Source organism: Paenibacillus sp. 7541, assembly GCF_002276395.1.
Lineage (GTDB): Bacteria > Bacillota > Bacilli > Paenibacillales > Paenibacillaceae > Paenibacillus_AQ > Paenibacillus_AQ campinasensis.
Genome location: NZ_NQLZ01000015.1, coordinates 194301 through 211846, shown reverse-complemented (window position 1 = coordinate 211846; position 17546 = coordinate 194301). Strand labels below are relative to the sequence as shown.

General features: G+C 53.2%; 21 protein-coding genes. 1 reads left to right on the top strand and 20 read right to left on the bottom strand.

The window, feature by feature from the left end:
* Positions 1-37: 37 nt before the first annotated feature.
* Entirely contained in the window at positions 38-367 is a 330-nt protein-coding gene (locus CHH75_RS10200; RefSeq protein ID WP_095263538.1) for a nucleotide pyrophosphohydrolase, read from the bottom strand.
* A 191-nt stretch (positions 368-558) separates the two neighbouring features.
* Here CHH75_RS10200 and CHH75_RS10195 point away from each other — a divergent pair, with 191 nt between their 5' ends.
* Positions 559-1428: a YitT family protein gene (locus CHH75_RS10195; protein ID WP_095263537.1), complete on the top strand. Its 870-nt coding sequence runs from the start codon at positions 559-561 to the stop codon at positions 1426-1428.
* A gap of 53 nt (positions 1429-1481) precedes the next feature.
* Here the strand turns inward: CHH75_RS10195 and CHH75_RS10190 are convergent, their stop codons facing one another.
* The 19 genes from CHH75_RS10190 to trpD all read right to left on the bottom strand — a co-directional run bounded on the left by CHH75_RS10190 (position 1482) and on the right by trpD (position 17539).
* The gene (locus CHH75_RS10190; protein WP_244908068.1) at positions 1482-2339 is read right to left on the bottom strand and encodes a sporulation protein YpjB; all 858 of its coding nucleotides are present in this window, start codon (positions 2337-2339) and stop codon (positions 1482-1484) included.
* A gap of 65 nt (positions 2340-2404) precedes the next feature.
* Positions 2405-3043, bottom strand: a complete 639-nt coding sequence (locus CHH75_RS10185; RefSeq protein WP_095398070.1) for a DUF1405 domain-containing protein — start codon at positions 3041-3043, stop codon at positions 2405-2407.
* Between the two features lie 248 nt (positions 3044-3291).
* Complete coding sequence (locus CHH75_RS10180) at positions 3292-4173, bottom strand: menaquinol-cytochrome c reductase cytochrome b/c subunit (RefSeq protein ID WP_095263535.1); 882 nt, start codon at positions 4171-4173, stop codon at positions 3292-3294.
* 21 nt (positions 4174-4194) lie between these two features.
* Complete coding sequence (gene qcrB, locus CHH75_RS10175) at positions 4195-4866, bottom strand: menaquinol-cytochrome c reductase cytochrome b subunit (protein ID WP_095263534.1); 672 nt, start codon at positions 4864-4866, stop codon at positions 4195-4197.
* Between the two features lie 15 nt (positions 4867-4881).
* Positions 4882-5427 carry a Rieske (2Fe-2S) protein gene (locus tag CHH75_RS10170; protein WP_095263533.1) on the bottom strand — a complete coding sequence of 182 codons (546 nt, stop codon included), beginning with the start codon at positions 5425-5427 and terminating at the stop codon, positions 4882-4884.
* Between the two features lie 175 nt (positions 5428-5602).
* Positions 5603-6034, bottom strand: coding sequence for a DUF2487 family protein (locus CHH75_RS10165; protein WP_095263532.1), 432 nt, complete (start codon positions 6032-6034; stop codon positions 5603-5605).
* A 227-nt stretch (positions 6035-6261) separates the two neighbouring features.
* On the bottom strand, positions 6262-6441 hold the full coding sequence (locus CHH75_RS10160) for an IDEAL domain-containing protein (protein WP_095263531.1): 180 nt from the start codon (positions 6439-6441) through the stop codon (positions 6262-6264).
* Positions 6442-6465: 24 nt separating this feature from the next.
* Positions 6466-6972 carry a gamma carbonic anhydrase family protein gene (locus CHH75_RS10155; RefSeq protein ID WP_095398069.1) on the bottom strand — a complete coding sequence of 169 codons (507 nt, stop codon included), beginning with the start codon at positions 6970-6972 and terminating at the stop codon, positions 6466-6468.
* 57 nt (positions 6973-7029) lie between these two features.
* Entirely contained in the window at positions 7030-8151 is a 1122-nt protein-coding gene (locus CHH75_RS10150; protein ID WP_095398068.1) for a hypothetical protein, read from the bottom strand.
* Between the two features lie 407 nt (positions 8152-8558).
* Positions 8559-9146, bottom strand: coding sequence for a histidine phosphatase family protein (locus CHH75_RS10145; RefSeq protein ID WP_095263528.1), 588 nt, complete (start codon positions 9144-9146; stop codon positions 8559-8561).
* A gap of 33 nt (positions 9147-9179) precedes the next feature.
* Entirely contained in the window at positions 9180-9767 is a 588-nt protein-coding gene (locus CHH75_RS10140; RefSeq protein ID WP_095263527.1) for an anti-sigma factor family protein, read from the bottom strand.
* Positions 9764-10357 (bottom strand): RNA polymerase sigma factor, encoded by a 594-nt coding sequence (locus CHH75_RS10135; RefSeq protein WP_095263526.1) that lies wholly within the window; start codon positions 10355-10357, stop codon positions 9764-9766. The genes CHH75_RS10140 and CHH75_RS10135 overlap by 4 nt, the downstream gene beginning before the upstream one ends.
* 355 nt (positions 10358-10712) lie before the next feature.
* The gene (locus tag CHH75_RS10130) at positions 10713-11807 is read right to left on the bottom strand and encodes a prephenate dehydrogenase (protein WP_095263525.1); all 1095 of its coding nucleotides are present in this window, start codon (positions 11805-11807) and stop codon (positions 10713-10715) included.
* A gap of 49 nt (positions 11808-11856) precedes the next feature.
* Entirely contained in the window at positions 11857-12954 is a 1098-nt protein-coding gene (hisC, locus tag CHH75_RS10125) for a histidinol-phosphate transaminase (protein ID WP_095263600.1), read from the bottom strand.
* Between the two features lie 43 nt (positions 12955-12997).
* A complete protein-coding gene (gene trpA, locus CHH75_RS10120; RefSeq protein ID WP_095398067.1) occupies positions 12998-13819 on the bottom strand; it encodes a tryptophan synthase subunit alpha in 822 nt (273 codons plus the stop codon).
* Positions 13816-15015: a tryptophan synthase subunit beta gene (gene trpB, locus CHH75_RS10115; protein ID WP_095398066.1), complete on the bottom strand. Its 1200-nt coding sequence runs from the start codon at positions 15013-15015 to the stop codon at positions 13816-13818. Before trpB ends, trpA begins: the two co-directional genes overlap by 4 nt.
* Positions 14990-15685 (bottom strand): phosphoribosylanthranilate isomerase, encoded by a 696-nt coding sequence (locus tag CHH75_RS10110; RefSeq protein ID WP_095398065.1) that lies wholly within the window; start codon positions 15683-15685, stop codon positions 14990-14992. Before CHH75_RS10110 ends, trpB begins: the two co-directional genes overlap by 26 nt.
* Positions 15682-16509 (bottom strand): indole-3-glycerol phosphate synthase TrpC, encoded by an 828-nt coding sequence (trpC, locus tag CHH75_RS10105; protein ID WP_095398064.1) that lies wholly within the window; start codon positions 16507-16509, stop codon positions 15682-15684. The genes CHH75_RS10110 and trpC overlap by 4 nt, the downstream gene beginning before the upstream one ends.
* A complete protein-coding gene (trpD, locus tag CHH75_RS10100; protein ID WP_095263521.1) occupies positions 16499-17539 on the bottom strand; it encodes an anthranilate phosphoribosyltransferase in 1041 nt (346 codons plus the stop codon). Before trpD ends, trpC begins: the two co-directional genes overlap by 11 nt.
* Positions 17540-17546: the final 7 nt, after the last annotated feature.

Sequence of the window (17546 nt, the reverse complement as noted above, 5' to 3'; positions counted from 1 at the left end):
CTGCAGCGGGTTATGGTACAGCATATGAAGCTCGGGATCAATCGGTGTCCTTTTTCGTCCAGCGGTCGGCATCCCGCGTAGCAAACTTGTGCATCACCTTGTTATGCGCCTCCGTCAGATCAATACCGAGTGAATTGGCAAAGCAAATCGTAATAAACAATATATCTCCAAGCTCCATCTCGATGGAGTTCTCCGCTTCGTCAGCCTTCTTCGGCTTCTCGCCATAGCGGTGATTCACTTCCCTGGCCAGCTCGCCGACTTCCTCGGACATGCGGGCCATCATCGACAGCGGGCTGAAATAGCCTTCTTTAAATTGAGATATGTATTGATCCACTTCCTGCTGCATGTCAGCCAATGATTTACTCACACGTCAAGACTCCTTTCACACAAACGCAGCATGCTGTTGAATATATGAGCGTGTTTTACACCTATGTTATCGTAAAGCGGTTTTGAAAACAAATAATTTTTTATTCAATCCCGATATCGGTATATACTAAGAAAGTCAGCGCCAGATGATGGACAACAAATTGTTATTTATTCGAAAATGCGAGGGGTACTATGAAAACGTCACTTTGGTTCAAACAGATTCAAACGATTGTTCCGATTTTGGTCGGCACCGCAATTTATGCATTCGGCCTGCTCTACTTCATTATTCCGAATCATCTCATGGAAGGCGGCGTAACCGGGATTACGGTACTGCTGAACTACGCGTTTGAGATTTCGCCGTCCATCTCGACGCTCGTGCTGAACATTCCGTTGTTCCTGGTCGGATTTAAAATTCTGGGAGCCAGGCAGTCCATCTATACCGGGATCGGGATCGCTGCTCTGACCCTGTTTTTGTGGCTGTTTGAGACTTTGATCGACCGGGGCTGGATCATTCCGTTTCAAACCGAGCACGACTACATCCTGGCCTCCTTATATGCGGGCGTCACGCTGGGAGCCGGACTTGGCATCGTATTCCGCTTCGGAGGAACGACCGGAGGCTCCGACATCATCGCCCGCATTTTGAACCGGAAATTCGGATTCAGCATGGGACAGATCATTCTGACACTCGATGTGATCATTATCGGGCTGTCGCTGATCTACATTGAGCTGGAACAGATTCTATATACGCTGGTTGCCGTCTTTATCGCAGCGCGGGTGATTGACTTTATCCAGGAAGGGGCGTACGCTGCCAAGGCCTTCACCATCATTAGCGATCACGCGCCGGAAATCGCCGACCGGATCACGGTGGAGATGGAGCGCGGGGTAACCCTTATTCCCGCCATCGGCGTATACTCGAAGCGAGCCAAGCATATGGCTTACTGCGTGGTGTCCAGACATGAAATTCGCCGGTTGACCGGCATCGCCAAATCGGTCGATCCGAGAGCGTTCATTATTATTAATGATGTCAATGATGTGCACGGCGAAGGATTTAGAGAAGAATAACGCAACAAAGAGAGCCATCTGCCGGTAGAAGCCGGACTGGATGGCTCTTCTTGTTACATTTTACGAGGAAAAATCGGCTTCGAGGTATATTGCTGCCCCCGGTATTTGCGGTAGCCTACAAACGTGAGTGCAGCAACAATGAATGCGGCCAGCACGAGCTGCCAGGCCCAGGGGTCCTTGGCTTCGCTGAGCGGAGCCAGAGCTGGCTCATCCTTCTTCTTGCCGAACAGCATATTGATCAGCTCCTCCCCTTGCGGAACGATCTTCCGTACCTGCTCCAGATCCGAGGAGGCGGTGACACCGCCAGCATACGATAACCAGGAATCCAGCATGTTCACTTCCTCCGGCTTGCGCTGGATGACCATCGCCGGCCGGATCAGCTCATGGCGCTGCTTTAAATTTTCATAAGCGGTTTTCACGGAGCGGGCATCGCCCTTAGCGGCATGCTGATCCATCAACTGCAAATCTTCGCGAATTAATTTAAAATATTGCAGCCACAGCGCATCGTGCGTATGGACAAGGCTGTCCGCCGCCAACCGCAGCTTGCCTGCGGCCAGCATCCAATGCTGCGGCTCCGCCGAGGCTCTAGCTGTCGCTTCCTTCATCTCAATAATGCACTCTGCCAATATATGAATGCCTTCCACCCCGGTCAGCCCCTCAAAGGAAGAAGCTTCGAACAAGCTGGATATCCGGCGCAGATCCTCCTGAACGGCCTGCATATGGCCGTCCTGCACATGGCGGTACATTTGCTCCACCTGTTTGTTGAACGCGTCAGCCTGGATGGCTGATGCGTCAGACGGCACCGACTTCCCCATTGCTGATGAAATTGACAGCTCGGCGGTTGGGAAGACCAGGCATAACATCAGCAGCAGTGCTGCTCCCATTTTGAATGTGATACCAACTCGAACCACAGGACATCCCTCCTACCGTATTGTATGGCAGAAGGGATGCCGATAGAACAAGCATAGCGGGCGGATCAGCGCAGCGCATGGCCCTTGCGGGCGAATCGCCAGGCGATCCAGGCCAGCAGGCCGCTGAATAGCGTAAGCGAGAAGGTGAAGATTTCAACCGCGCCCAGATCGTCCTGAAGGACGGATGGCAACCAAGGGTATACCCCAAACGTATAATCCACCGTATCGTTGATCAGCGTCCAGGCGATGGCCACCGCCAGAGCCGCTCTGCGGAAATGGAACAGCCGCACATACAGCAGCGCCTCCACCGCCATGGCCGTATGCGAGACGACCAGCATCCAGTCCTGCCATACGAGCACATCCCCCTGCCACTGTCCGGCAAAGATGATCGCAACCGCCCAGATCCCGTACTTGACAGAGGTGACGACCGCAAGCGCTTCAATCAGCTGCTGGGCCAGCATCCCAAGCATTCTTCTGGGCGGGTACAGCAGCAGAAACAGCGCAATCGTAAAGAACAGACTCGCTGTCGGACTATCCGGTACAAAGATAAGCTGCCATATGAGGCCTTCCTGCCAGGTATATTTCAACTGATTGCCATACCATATGTAACCGTAAACGGTGCCTAACAGGTTCGTGATGAACAATAACCATAATATGTAGCGATTGCCTAGAAATTTGCGACTCCAAAGTTGTTTGATGGACAAGCAAAAGCCTCCCGTTCTCATGATTTCGGAAATGCAAGTCTTATTTTACCACGCCGGGTCGGCTATGCAAAAGTTTGGATATCCAGACCAGGCACACAAGGTCAGCGGCCCTGCCAGCTGTATGCGCCCTATCGCGGCATGCTCTACCCAGCCATGTCTTGCACGGACCTGATGGGATGAAGCTTCTATTACAATAGAAGAAACCTGACCGCTAACTGCGATCAGGTTTCTTAGGGATGTTCATCCTATTACTCCGTATTGGATTTCTGGCTTGCCAGCCATTCTGCCAGCTGATCAAGCTGTTCCTCTGTTACGCCAGCAGCTTCCGCAGCCTGCGTCATCGGAGGCATGTTGCCCTGACCATTATGAATAATCGCCAGAATTTCTTCCTTCGAGTGCGTATCACCGACACCGCGCAAGGAAGGAGCGCCTTGCCCTTTCAGATCTGCAGCGTGGCAGTTGATGCAGGTAGCTTTCTTATAAATTTCCATAGCCGGATTATCCGGATCCACAATGGCAACCTCTTGCTCTTGCGGCTGCTTCGCATTCGAGGTCGGCAGACCAGCAGCATGCCGTTCATGCGCTTCTTCTTCCCGCTGGATATGCTCCGGCTTCTGACCGCTAGCTTCCAGCTCATGAACATAGTGAGTCCATGCAGAGTTGGTCAGATACACGATCGCCAGAAGCGACAGAATCATCAGCGAGGAAGTGATCGGCCGCTTATAGAAACGGCGCTCCTTCCCTGTATCCAGGAAAGGCACGAGCAGCAGCGCACCAAATGCGATACCCGTTACGCCGATCGTTCCGAGCACGACATAGTCCCCGGATGCATACGGCAGCTTCAGATACTCGTACAGGAACAAGAAGTACCAGTCCGGCATCGGGATAACCGTAGCGCCCGGATCAGCTGGATAACCGAGTGGAGCAGGCTCCGAGATCGTCAGCACCAAAAAGCCGACAAGCACAACTACACCAACCATCCATTCCTTGAGCAAGAAGTTAGGAATGAACGCTTCTGACTTGCCTGGATATGCCGTGTAATCCGGTGGCACAACCCAGCCGTTGCCCTTTTTCACACGCGAATCGCCAACGTATACTACTTTTTCATCAGATTTATGACCGTGTGCCATAAAGATGCGCCTCCCTTCTTCTTATAGTGGTCCCGAAATACCTTGTCTGCGGATCATAATAAAGTGCGCAACCAATAAGGCAAGAAGGACCGCTGGAAGGAAGAATACGTGAATGGCGAAGAAACGGGTTAGCGTTTCGGCACCTACAATCGTACCGCCTTGCAGCAACTCTTTAATTACCGGTCCGGCCCATGGTACGGAGTTCGCAATTTCCAGTGTTACCTTTGTTGCAAAGTAAGCTTTGTTATCCCATGGAAGCAGGTAGCCTGTCAGGCCAAGGCCCAGCATAACAAAGAAAATCAGCATGCCGACAACCCAGTTCATTTCACGCGGCGCTTTGTAAGAGCCTGTGAAGAACACGCGCATCGTATGCAGGAACATCATTACGATAACCAGACTCGCTCCCCAGTGGTGCATCCCGCGAACAATTTGTCCGAAGGCAACCTGGGTCTGCAAATATTCAACACTGTTATATGCGTTAATGATATCCGGAACGTAATACATCGTCAGGAACATCCCTGACAAGATCTGGATGACTGTGATGAAAAACGTCAACCCGCCGAAACAGTACACAAATGCGGAGAAATGATGCGCTGGGTTCACGTGCTCCGGAACCTCGTGATCCGCAACGTCTCTCCAGATCGGCGTGATATCAAGACGTTCGTCAATCCAGTTGTAGACATTCTTCAACATCCGAATCTACGCCTCCTATTCTACTACAGTATTAGGTACAATTTCGCCGAGGTATATCCAGCCGTTATCGATCTTGGTCATATACTCGTCCAGCGGCTTCGGTGCAACCGCCAGGTTCTTTCCGTCTGCCGTATATCTTGCACCGTGGCAAGGGCAGTAGTACTCATTTGCGAAGTTTTGGTTGTTGTTCCAACCAACAAGACATCCCAAATGCTTACAAATCGGTGAAAGCGCTACTATTTTACCCTCGTCGTTTTTACGAATCCACGCAGTCAGCGTAGCTGTACTGTTGTACCATCCGTCCTGCTGCTGGAGTTCAAAATGGAATTCCTGTGGCTCACTCGTAATTTTGCTCTCCTCAACGACCTTAACGAATGATCCATCTTCCCTATTCTGAAGAATCGGATCCACGGCGAAGCGAAGCATCGGCAAAACTACGCCCGCTGCCATATAAGCCGTGGCACCGCCCAATGTGTATGTAAGAAATTGTCTGCGGGACATCTCTTTCAGACGGGGTGGATTGTGCGACTCTTCATGCTCGTCAATGTGGTTGCTGCTCATTCTGTGTTCAACCCCCTTTGTCAACCGTTCTCATGTGTTCTCAATGATCTAAATCACACGACTTACTAGGACATAATAATAATATATTAGGCACCCCAGACCGTCAAGAATTTGAAGCCCAAAATTGGGTTCGCTTCCAATAGTCCATCAATAAATTGTTGAATTTTCGTCACATTTAGCTTTGGGCTGCCCCCATCCACATCTCGCTGATTTTTTGGGATACAACCGCCGCAAGCGGCTTGCCCTCTGGAATGTCAATGCTGCGCCGGGACAGGACGAGTGCGCTTTCAGGTACATCCTCTTCCGAGATCGCCACATCTGCCGACACAACCACCACATATTTAAAACCGCCGGATTTGACATTTCGACAAACCTCGTTAAGCAGCTTCATATCATTAGGATTGCCATATTGTACGGCAGGATATGTAACAATTCTTCCTTTAAAGGGGATTTCAACAAGATCCATGAAATCTCGGAGCCGCTCCAGTGCAGCTGTGACCTCCCAAGGGCTCTCTCCGCCTGACAGCCCGGTATACGGGATCAGACACGTATCAAAATAGAGGGCCAGCCCTGGCCATGACGCTTCTTCCACTTCGCTGAATTTCACTGCTGATGCATCCTTTCTATAACCTGCAATATTTTCTTACATTATAAGAGTAGATGATCTATAGTGCAAAAAAAGAAAAAAAGAAATGCCGATCGGCATTTCTTCGGTTTTGCAAACTTCGCCTCTGTCCGCACCTGTGACAAAACATATAGACAGACCCAGTTGATCACCTTGCTCTATCTATTGCGGCCGCCATCCTAGCGCTCCCCTTTTGTATGCAAAAATCCTTAGTTCAAAGTCTTCAGTTCATCCGTCAGGGTTCGGAAAGCCACTTCGTCGCCGGAAGCCAGGGCTGCGTCTATTTCCTTATACAGCTCCTCGCTCCGATGCTTGCGCAAAGCTTCGTCCCATACCATCTCAGCAGCCAGACTTAACATAACTTCGTAAGTAACCTTCATCTTATCCATTAGGATGCACCTCCAAACTGAATTTTACAATGTCTTGTATTCCTTCCCTTTGATCACATAGCTTTCCATCGTGACCTTCATCCTTTGCAGATCCGCGTCGGTCAGCTCCCGCACCACTCTGGCCGGTGTGCCAAGGCATAATGTATACGGGGGAATCCTGGTGTTCTCCGTGACGACAGAACCTGCGCCGATCAAGGCATACTCACCGAGCTCCGCTCCGTTCAGCAGGATGGCGCCCATCCCGATCAGCGAGCCTTTGCCGATGGTGCAGCCGTGAATAATCGCCGAATGTCCAACCGATACTTCATCTTCGAGCAGTAGCGGTTGTCCTGCATTGACATGTCCGACAACGCCATCCTGTATGTTGCAGCGTTCGCCGATGGTGATAGGTGCCAGATCGCCCCGCAGCACCGCGTTAAACCAGATGCTCGAATCAGCCCCGACCCGAACATTGCCGATCAGTTTGACACCTTCAGCGACAAATACCGACGAGTGAACCGAAGGGAAAGCCCCCGAATACCCGATCTCCATTACCGATCACTCCTTTAATTTGGTGGGAGTGATTGTAGCAATGCGCACCTTGTTCTGTCAATGGATAAAATCTTTGGAATCCCCGATGTGCAGGCTCGCTTCTGCCGCTTTCATCCCAAGGGCTGTCATTCGGATCACCGTTCCGTCCCGCTCGCTCTCTCCGATTCTCAGCATGCCCAGATGCATCAGCATCCGGATAACACGCAGCTGCAAAATGTTATGCGGCGAATCGTAATAGAAGGGACGGATTAACCAGCAGAGCGATTTCTGCATCGACTCCGCCGTCACCCACTCTTGTGCACACTGGCTGATCCAGTATACGAGCGAGGTAATGTTGGGGACAGCCCCTTTATAGAGTCTTAACCAAAAGCGGAATATCTGCAACACGCTAACTTGATTTCCTTCATCCAGGACAGCCTTCCCGCGATCGGTGAGCACCAGCCTTGCGCCTTGCTCCCGAACCCACTGACGTGCGTATGCATAGTCGTACAGCAGCGAGAACCGGTCCGGGTATTCGATGCAGGAACGCCCGTACCCAAAGCGCCACGCCCCCTTCGTGATGAGCGGCTCCGGTATATGCAAGGCTGCCATCAGCTGCTGCTGATGCCGCCGGTACATAAAGCCTTCCTGATTGAGCTCAATATCATGCCGCTCGACGAACCGGAGGAAGAGCAGCATGTCCTCGGCCGCAAGCCCTTGCTCGTCACGGTAAGCCTCCGGCTCCTGCGCTGCATATTCGAGATCCTCCAGCAGTTTTTCCCGGAGCACCTCCCGGAAGCGTTCCTTTAAATCGGCCGGCACCTGAAACAAGTATTTGGTCGAATGCGTGAAGCCGTTAAATAACCAGCCGCTGCGGCGGTACCTGGCAACAGCATCCCGGGGACTTTCCTCTCCGGCAGCCTTCGGTTCATCCTCAACGGAAGAATGACGTATGGCTGCAATCAGTTCTTCCAGGCTGTATCCGCTGCGGGCGTCAAACACAAGGTTGTTCAGAAAGCGCAAATCCTTTGCCGATAACACACGTACCTGCTCCTCGACAAAATCCCTGCGCCCAAGCTTGGACAAAATGCTCTGAATCAGTTCATGCTTCGAGTTTCTTTTGGCATCACACTGATAGTGGTTGGCAATATTGCTCAATTGTCCGATGTCGGCATACGTCAGCATATCCGCTAGATTCATCTACCATCGCCTCGCCGTTATCCATCCCGGGTTCCAGGTATGGTTTTAATTCCATTATGGGATGGATTGAATGTTTTGATACCTGACCGGTCTTGAATAAATCAAGCTGGCAGCCTCCGGCACCCTACTCTTTCAACTCTCGCTGTCCTGATTCCCATTTTTAACGAAAATGGCGCCGTATAAACATTCACGCTAAATTTTTCAGGGAGCTATAACATATCGCATCGTTCGGTAGAATGTTAGCGGGACAACCCTTCTGTTACCAGCTTATGTCAAACTCTCGTCTATCATGATTCATCCGAAGGATCATCTACAATTTCTACTAAAACAAAAAAGAAGGCAATCCGCCAGGCAGCACTGCCTGTGGATATACCTTCTCCCTAATCTTCTCCGTGTCGGAAAAAAACTCAAGACTGGCTCGTTATTAAATGGCGGGTACAGTTGTACAGAATCGGCGACCAGTTCTCTCCCTTGCTTTCCATAATCGTCAGGGACAGATTCCCAATTCGCTCATGCTGCAAATCGCTGCATATCACCTTGTACAGCTGAGCCAGAAAGCCGCCATGACTCACAACCAGAATGTGAGCATCAGGGTGCTCATCCTGCATATCCTTCAAGAAGGAAAGCCCTCTCTCCTGCAGCGCGGCGTCCGATTCCTGCCCGACATCCCGGCGGCTCCAGTCCGGACCGAAGCGCTCTTCCCGCTGCTCTGCCGTCAAGCCTTCGGCCTGGCCGTAGGAGCGCTCGCGCAATCGGGCGTCCGGAGCGTGCAGCGGCACGTCGATGAAGGATGAAATGATCTGCGCCGTCTCTTCGGCCCGCGATAATCCGCTGCTGACGATGAAGTCCCAGGAATGCGGCTCCTGCTGAAGCCGCTGGCCCAGAAGACGCGCCTGGTTGCGTCCTTCATCATTGAGAGGAATATCCGTCTGTCCCTGAATTTTGCCCTGTGCGTTCCAATCTGTCAGTCCATGGCGAACAAATCCAATCAGCATAGCGGCCTCACTCCTTTTCCACCTATTCTATATCTATCGTCGTACCCGGTTCAACCTCCGTAAGAAGATCAAGGCCAGCCCGACACCGAGTATGGAAAGAACCATCCAGTATTCAGGCTCGGTCGGTTTCATCCCGGCGACAAACGGATCGATAATCCCACTGTTCGTTTTCGGAATGTTATAGCTTCCGTAGTTGCTCCCGGCCACGCCTGTAGGAATAATGCCCGTCGGGGCAGCCTCCGGCTGTGGCTCACTGCTGCTGCCGGTCAAGGCGAAGTACAACAGGCTGGACACGAACAGCGCCAGGAAGCCGGCAATCCATATGATCAGACGCTTTCGAAACACCCGGCTGATGGCACTGCTCTTCGAAGTTTCCTCAACGAGCCACGGGAAATCGCGATAGATTCGATCCATCACGTTTCGGTTCACGTTCTCTGCCTCGATATCGGACACCTCATGCTTCAGCGAATGAACCATTTCCATGCTCTCGACCCACATTTCGTACTCAGCCGCACATGACCGGCAGCCCTGGAGATGATCCTGCAGCCGTCTTCGCCGCAGATCATGCTCAGGCAAATCCCAGACAATCTCCATCAGCTGCTGGGCTTCTTCGCAAGTCATCTGCTTTTCATCCCTTTCAGCTCCTCGAAATCCGGCTCATAGAAATACGGTTCAAGCTGAATTTTCACACTGCCCCGCGCACGAAACAGCAGCGACTTGACAGAGCTGACGCTTTGCCCGAGAATGTCGGCAATTTCCTGATAATCCAATTGATCATACTCCCGCAGGATCAAGGCTGATCTCTGCTTTTCCGGGAGTTTCTTAATCGCTTCTCTAACCATATGTACACGTTCACTGCGCAGGATCGCCTGCTCTGGCGCCCCTTCGTTAGGCGCGATCGGTACAACGCCGCTCTCCTCAAGCGATAGCGTGCCGCTGCGCTGCTTGCGCAGCTCGCTCAGCACCGTATTGCGTGCGATGGTATAAAGCCATGTCGAGAAGGAGGCATCCACCTCCCGAAAGGAGCTCAGGCTGCGAAAAGCTTTGTAGAACGTTTCCGAACACAAGTCCTCAGCCATTACCTCCATCCCGGAGCTCTTCAACATATGATAAACAAACGCTAAAATTTTCCTCTGATAACGACGCATCAATTCCGAATATAATTCCACATTGCCTTGTTTGATCTCTTGAATCAGCTGGGAATCCGTCATATGATTTTGTGTTCCTCCTCACCCCAAGCGGTGTGACCTCCGTAAACCATATATAATTACGCCTCTTGGTGACTGACTATTCTATGTATTTGGCATTTTCCCCAAATCTTCAACACTAGCACTCTAGCATTATAGCACAATATGGAGAAAAGTTCAGGTTTATGCCAGTGAAATATCCGGGAATCCCCAATACAACAAAAAAAATCCGCCTTCCTCATGGAAGGCGGTCGCACAAAGTGCAATGTTTGGATAGGAGTGGAGAGAAACCATACTGTACTTTTATTATATGTATACGTTTTCATTTTGTCAACATGAAAACGCAATTATTTCCGCTTATTTTTTATTAGTGGGAATTTTAATGATATACAGCGTGTCCCAGCGAGGTAAGCAGCTGCTGTGCCCGCTCCTGCTCCCGCTCGTTCCGGAAAGACAGTCGCATGACACCAGGCACCTCTTCCCGGCTCTCAATGATCTGCACATTGCTCAAGTTGATGCCCTGGGCGCCAAGCTCTGTGGCAATGCTGCCGATAATACCCGGATGGTCAGGCACATCAATATACAGATCATACTGGGATATAATGCTGCCCTTGCGTCTCTCCGGCAGCTCGCTGCGGAATTCACCTGCTCTGCGGAACGCTTCCTCAATCCCCGGGCCGCTGTTGTTCTCGAGCATTGCAATAAAGCCCTGAATCTCCTCGTTCCAGTCCCGCAACAGCGGCAGCAGCACGTCCCGGTTATTCAATAAAATATCGCGCCACACCAGCGGATCGCTTGAGGCGATGCGCGTAATGTCGCGAAACCCGCCGGCAGCGAGCATCCGGTAGAGCGGGTTGTCGTCATTGTAGGTGCGGATTTGGTTCACAAGCGCAACCGCGATAATATGCGGCAGATGACTGATCGCTCCGACAATCTGATCATGCAGCCGCGGCTCAACCTGGACGATATGCGCTCTCGTATGCGCTAGAAGGTCGATCAGCTTCTGCAGCTTATCATCCGGAACGTCATCCGGCGGTGTCAGCACATAATATGCATTTTCAAATAACAGCGAGGATGCCGCTCCAACGCCAGAACGTTCGGACCCTGCCATCGGATGACCTCCGATGAAGCAGGCGTCCTTAAGTGCAAGCGCAGAAGCACATGCTGTAATGCTGGCCTTCGTACTGCCCACGTCTGTAATAATGCAGCCGGGCTTTAAGGTCATCTCGCTTAACAACTGGATGTAGCTTTCCAGGCTGCCCACCGGGACGCATAAAAAGATAACATCCGCATCCTGCGCAGCCTCTGCCGCCGACAAAGTAACATGATCGACGACGCCTTTGGCGATGACCTGTGCGGCGTACTCCTCCGTATGCGCATATCCGGTTACAGTGATGCCCGGCTTGCCTTTGAAGCATAAAGCGAGCGATCCGCCAATCAGGCCGACGCCAAATATGGATATATGAATAGACATGTATACTCACTCGTTTCAAGCTGCATTTAGTAGTAGTGATAATCAGAAATTACACAGGGGCGACTACGTCTCCCAGCGCTTTTTCAAGAAAGCCGATGAAGGTCCGGTTCTGCTCCGGCGTGCCGACGCTGACGCGGATGCAATCCGGATACCGGCTGAATCCAGGACGAACGATAACCCCTTGTCTGAGCAAGGACTGGAACACTTCCTGTCCCGGTCTTTGGACGTTAACCAGAATAAAATTGCCGTGTGCCGGAAAATAAGAGAGGCCCAGGCGATCAAATTCCTGCTGCAAATAAGCGATCCCCTCGGCGTTCAAACGGCGGCAGTTCGCCACAAATTCCTGATCCTGGAGCGCGGCCTTGGCGGCTGCCTGTGCCAACCGGCTCGTGTTGAACGGCTCTCTCACCTGGTTGATCAGCTTCACCACTTCCGGCTCACCAAGGCCATAGCCGATTCGCAGCGAGGCCAACCCGTAAATCTTCGAGAACGTGCGAAGCACGACCAGATTCGGGTACTTCTGCATCAGCTTGATGCTGTCGGGATAAGCTGCATCGGTCACGAATTCGTAGTAGGCCTCGTCCAGCACCACCATGACATGGGAAGGGACGGCATCCAGAAACTTCACAAGCTCGGATTCGGATACAATCGTGCCCGTCGGGTTGTTCGGATTGCATACCCAGACGATCTTCGTCCGGTCATTCACCGCCGCCAGCATGCCGTTCAGATCATGAGTGCCGTCCACGAGCGGCACCTCAATGCTGACTGCTCCCTCAATGTCCGCATTGCTCTTGTAGACCGAGAACGTCTGATCGGCCATAATCGTCTCGTCGCCAGGCTGTAGAAATGCCCGGGCGATCAAGGCGATCACCTCATCTGAGCCGCATCCAAAAATGATCTGATCGCTGTTGATGCCAAGGAAATCCGCGAGCTCGCTGCTCAGCTCTGCTGCTGCCCCGTCCGGATAGACGCTGGCTTCATTCAGTTCAGCCAGAATCGCTTCCTTAGCCTTGGGTGAGCAGCCGTATGGATTTTCATTGGAGGCCAGCTTGATCACTTCATCCAGCCCGTACTCCTTCTTCACCTCTTCTATCGGTTTACCCGGCTGGTACACCGGGAGGTTCACGATATGCGCTTTCGGTTTCATCCGCTCATTCGCCTCGCTTTTCATATACTAGTAAACTTGAATCCTATGCGGAATCTGATGTTCCTTTTAATTGTGCCACAAACTTGCGGATTTGCAAAAGCCCCTCTTCCCGGCTCTCCTGCTTCTCCAGCAGCGGAATGTTGGATTCGATCTGGCGCACGATCGCGCTGCCGACCACAACCCCATCACAGATTGAGGAGAATCGCGCCACCTGCTCACGCGAGGAGATGCCAAATCCGATGGCAATCGGGACATTGCTGTAGGTTTTGACCGTATTCAAAAAATCCTCGATGCCCGCAAAAAAATCGGCGCGCTCCCCGGTTACGCCAAGCGAGGATACGCAATAAATAAAGCCTGTCGCATCCTTCACGATGCTGGCGATCCGCTCATGGGAGGTCGGAGCGACCAGCGGAATCAGATGGACGTCTGCCTGCCGCGCGCGCTGCCTGATCTCGGCCGCCTCTTCAATCGGCAGGTCAGGGATAATCAAGCCGCTGATCCCATGGGCCACAACCTCTTCAAAGAACAGGTCCAGCCCCATTTGAAGGACGGGATTGTAATACGTAAACAAGATGAACGGAAGCCGGCTTCCTCGCTCCCGCGCCGTAAGGGCAACTTGCATGCACGAGCGGATCGTCACCTTGCCCTTCAAGGCACGCTCCGAAGCGCGCTGGATAACGGGACCGTCGGCCAGCGGATCGGAATATGGGACGCCAAGCTCAACGATGTCCGCCCCCGCTGCTTCCAGCTGGTCAATAATATCCAGCGTCGTCTCCAGATCCGGGTCACCGACTGTAAGGAAAGGGATGAGCGCCGTCTCGTTCTGCTGCTTCAAACGTTCAAATACTGCATCCATCCGGTTCATAGCGTCTTCCCTCCCGTGTAGGCCATAATCGACTCCACATCTTTATCCCCGCGTCCGGACAGGCAGATCACTACGATGCTGTCCTCGCTCCAGGAGGGCGCAAGCTTGACGGCCTGGGCAACCGCATGCGCGGATTCCAGCGCCGGAATAATGCCCTCGGTCCGGCATAGAAGCTGCAATGCCTCCAGCGCTTCCTGGTCGGTAATCGGCATGTATTGGACCCGCTCGATATCCTTCAGGTAGGAATGCTCGGGTCCGACGCCCGGATAGTCCAGACCGGCCGAGATGGAATGCGCCTCCTTGACTTGCCCGTATTCATCCTGAAGCAGATAGCTCATGGAGCCTTGGAATACGCCGTGGGTTCCTTTGGTCATCGTAGCCGCATGATACTCGGTTTCCACACCTTTGCCGGCCGCTTCAACACCGACAAGCTGAACCTCGGTGTCTTCCAGGAACGGGTAGAACATGCCGATTGCATTGCTGCCACCGCCCACCGGCGCCAGAATCGTGTCCGGCAGGCGTCCTTCGCTCTCCAATATTTGCCTGCGCGTCTCATCCCCGATAATGCGCTGGAAGTTGCGGACCATCATCGGGTACGGATGAGGACCTACCGCCGATCCGAGAACGTAGAAGGTGTCCTCCACGTTGCTTACCCAGTAGCGCAGCGCTTCATTTCCGGCATCCTTTAGCGTACGGCTGCCGGACGTAACCGGGATCACCTCCGCACCGAGCATTTTCATGCGGAAAACGTTAAGCTGCTGGCGCTTGGTATCCTCTTCGCCCATGAACACCTTGCATTCAAGTCCGAGCAGCGCAGCGACCGTAGCCGTTGCCACCCCGTGCTGTCCCGCTCCGGTCTCGGCGATCACCTTCTCCTTGCCCATGCGCTTGGCCAGCACGCCCTGAGCAATGGCATTGTTGATCTTGTGAGCGCCTGTATGGTTCAAATCCTCACGCTTGAGGTATATTTTGGCCTTGCCGAGATGTTGGCTCAGCCGCTCCGCGTAATAGAGCGGGGTCTCCCGGCCGGAGTATTGTTTCAGTAAATAGGCAATTTCCGCCTTGAATTCAGGATCCTCCGCATACCGGTTGTATTCCTGTTCAAGCTCGATTAGCGCATTCATCAGCGTTTCGGGTACGAAGCGCCCGCCAAAAGCGCCAAAACGTCCGTTATTGTCTGGAAGCTGCTGTGTCATATCCCTTCACCCTTTCTACGAATGCTTGTATCTTCTGTATATCCTTCACGCCCGGCTCCCGCTCCACACCGCTCGATACATCCACGCCGTCCGGCGCATAACGCGCGATCAGCTCTTTCACATTGCCCGGCTCCAGGCCGCCCGCAATAAACAGCGGGATTCCCTGCGACTCCGCCCAGGCCATATAAGGGGGGATCAGCTCCCAGGCAAACGTTAAGCCGGAGCCTCCGCCATAGACCGGATCATACGTATCGAGCAGCAATCCGTCGATGCAGCCGGCATACGAATCCAGCTGCGCCAGACGCTCCTCCCGGGACATCTCCCCGCGGACCGACAGCGCCTTAAATATGGAAGCCGGGAAGCTCGCTTTCACTTCCCGGCATAATGACGGCGATTCCTGACCGTGCAGCTGCAGCACTTGAAGCGGCACGGTGCGCATAAGCTCTCCAATCGACGACATATCAGGGTTCACGAGCACGCCGACCGCAGCAGGAGGCGGCCCAGCCTCCCAATCCTGCAAGACAGCTGCCAGTTCGGCAGCCTGTGCCGGCGTCACTTGACGGCGGCTCTTGGCAAATACGAATCCGATATAATCCACAGGTAAGTTTATCATTGATTTTAGCACTTCAACGCTTTGAAGTCCACAAATTTTTACTGCGGTTGTACTCATGATCCCACCCCATTAACATCTTGCTCCTGGCGAACGGGAGCAGGCCCCATCAGCTCCGACACCGCCCGGAAAATATCCGCCTGGCGCATGAAATGCTCCCCGACCAGCACCCCCTGTGCGCCGGCATAGTGCAGATAGGACAGATCCGCCGCGCTGGTAATCCCGCTTTCGCTGATCAGCGTCACCCCGTCCGGTACGAATGCAGCCAGCTCGGCCGTGGTCTGAAGCGACGTTTCGAATGTGCGAAGATTTCGATTGTTAATTCCGATCAGACTCGCTCCCTCAAGCTCCAGCACAAGGTTCAGCTCATCCCGGTCGTGCACCTCGATCAGGCAATCCAGATCCAGCGCTGCGGCCAGAAACATGAACTCCGACATTTGCTGAGTTGTCAGAATGCTGGCAATGAGCAAAATCGCATCCGCACCCAATAGTCTCGCTTCATAGATTTGATAAGCATCAATGATGAAATCTTTGCGCAGAAGCGGAAGCTTTACCGCTTCCCGAACAGCCGTCAAGTATTCTCCGCTTCCCTGAAAATATTGAACATCCGTCAGTACCGACAGGCAGTCGGCATCCGCCGCCTCGTAGGCTATCGCAATCTGAACCGGGTCAAAATCGGGACGGATCAACCCTTTGGAAGGCGATGCCTTCTTCACCTCGGCGATCAGCCCCATGCTGCGTTTTCTTCCCTTCGCCAGCGCGCGTTCAAACCCTTTGGTTGGCGGCATATCCGCGATTCTTCTCTCGGCTTCCGGGATGCGCAAAGTTTCGTGCAGCCGGGCTACTTCCGTTCGTTTCGTGTCCACAATCCGATCAAGATACATAGCTAAGTTCCCCCGTCCTCGTAATCAATTGCTTCAGCTTGGCTTCCGCCAATCCTGTATCCACAGCCTCTGCCGCCATTCGCACACCCTCGGCGATGCTGTCCGCAAGGCCGGATACGTAGATACAGGCTCCGCTGTTCGCGAGCACAATATCCCGATACGCGCTGCGTTCTCCCTGCAGCACGGAACGAATAATCGCGGCATTCTCCTTCGCGTCTCCACCAAGTATGGCTTCAACGGGATGAACCTTGAGTCCGAGATCCGCCGGATGAATATCATAGGTCCGCACCTCACCGCCGCGCAGCTCGGAAATTCGGGTCAGGCCGGAGATGCTGATTTCGTCCAGCCCGTCATGGCCAGATACAACGAGCGCCCGCTTCAGTCCCAATTCGCTTAGCACCTGGGCGATCGTTTCGGTCTTGCTTTTATCATAAAGGCCGAGCATCTGGCGATCCGCACCGGCCGGGTTGGTGAGCGGCCCGAGCATATTGAACACCGTACGAATACCCAGCTCCTTCCGGGGAGCGGCCGCATGCTTCATTGACGGATGATAGATTTGGGCGAACAAGAAACATATGCCGATGTCCTCCAGACATGCCTTCGCCTGCTCTGCCGTCAGATGAATATTCACCCCGAGCGCCTCTAGTACATCCGCGCTGCCCGCACGGCCCGATGCCGAACGATTGCCGTGTTTGGCGACGCGCACCGATACCGAGGAGGAGATGATCGCCGAAGCGGTGGAGATGTTGATTTTGTGAATGCCGGACCCGCCGGTTCCACATGTGTCCAGCAGCCGGCTTCTTTCTGTCAGCACGCGCCCGCCGGCCGCTCTCATCGCCTCGGCAAAGCCTGTAATCTCCTGCACGGTTTCGCCTTTCATGCGCAGGGCGGTCAGCAGCGAGCCGATCTGGGAATGCGTTGCCTGCCCTTCCATCATGCACTGCATCACCTGCCGGGCCTCCTCACGGTTCAGATCGCGCCCATCGATCAGCCTGGTTATGGCGGATTGCACCTGTTCCATTCCGTTCATCCTGATT

Excerpts from the sequence above, each read along its gene's own strand:
- CHH75_RS10195 (WP_095263537.1), top strand. The coding sequence starts at position 559 with ATGAAAACGTCACTTTGGTTCAAACAGATTCAAACGATTGTTCCGATT.
- CHH75_RS10180 (WP_095263535.1), bottom strand. The coding sequence starts at position 4,173 with ATGGCACACGGTCATAAATCTGATGAAAAAGTAGTATACGTTGGCGAT.
- qcrB (WP_095263534.1), bottom strand. The coding sequence starts at position 4,866 with ATGTTGAAGAATGTCTACAACTGGATTGACGAACGTCTTGATATCACG.
- CHH75_RS10170 (WP_095263533.1), bottom strand. The coding sequence starts at position 5,427 with ATGAGCAGCAACCACATTGACGAGCATGAAGAGTCGCACAATCCACCC.
- CHH75_RS10160 (WP_095263531.1), bottom strand. The coding sequence starts at position 6,441 with ATGGATAAGATGAAGGTTACTTACGAAGTTATGTTAAGTCTGGCTGCT.
- CHH75_RS10155 (WP_095398069.1), bottom strand. The coding sequence starts at position 6,972 with ATGGAGATCGGGTATTCGGGGGCTTTCCCTTCGGTTCACTCGTCGGTA.
- CHH75_RS10150 (WP_095398068.1), bottom strand. The coding sequence starts at position 8,151 with ATGAATCTAGCGGATATGCTGACGTATGCCGACATCGGACAATTGAGC.
- CHH75_RS10145 (WP_095263528.1), bottom strand. The coding sequence starts at position 9,146 with ATGCTGATTGGATTTGTTCGCCATGGACTGACAGATTGGAACGCACAG.
- CHH75_RS10140 (WP_095263527.1), bottom strand. The coding sequence starts at position 9,767 with ATGACTTGCGAAGAAGCCCAGCAGCTGATGGAGATTGTCTGGGATTTG.
- CHH75_RS10135 (WP_095263526.1), bottom strand. The coding sequence starts at position 10,357 with ATGACGGATTCCCAGCTGATTCAAGAGATCAAACAAGGCAATGTGGAA.
- CHH75_RS10130 (WP_095263525.1), bottom strand. The coding sequence starts at position 11,807 with ATGTCTATTCATATATCCATATTTGGCGTCGGCCTGATTGGCGGATCG.
- hisC (WP_095263600.1), bottom strand. The coding sequence starts at position 12,954 with ATGAAACCGAAAGCGCATATCGTGAACCTCCCGGTGTACCAGCCGGGT.
- trpA (WP_095398067.1), bottom strand. The coding sequence starts at position 13,819 with ATGAACCGGATGGATGCAGTATTTGAACGTTTGAAGCAGCAGAACGAG.
- trpB (WP_095398066.1), bottom strand. The coding sequence starts at position 15,015 with ATGACACAGCAGCTTCCAGACAATAACGGACGTTTTGGCGCTTTTGGC.
- CHH75_RS10110 (WP_095398065.1), bottom strand. The coding sequence starts at position 15,685 with ATGAGTACAACCGCAGTAAAAATTTGTGGACTTCAAAGCGTTGAAGTG.
- trpC (WP_095398064.1), bottom strand. The coding sequence starts at position 16,509 with ATGTATCTTGATCGGATTGTGGACACGAAACGAACGGAAGTAGCCCGG.
- trpD (WP_095263521.1), bottom strand. The coding sequence starts at position 17,539 with ATGAACGGAATGGAACAGGTGCAATCCGCCATAACCAGGCTGATCGAT.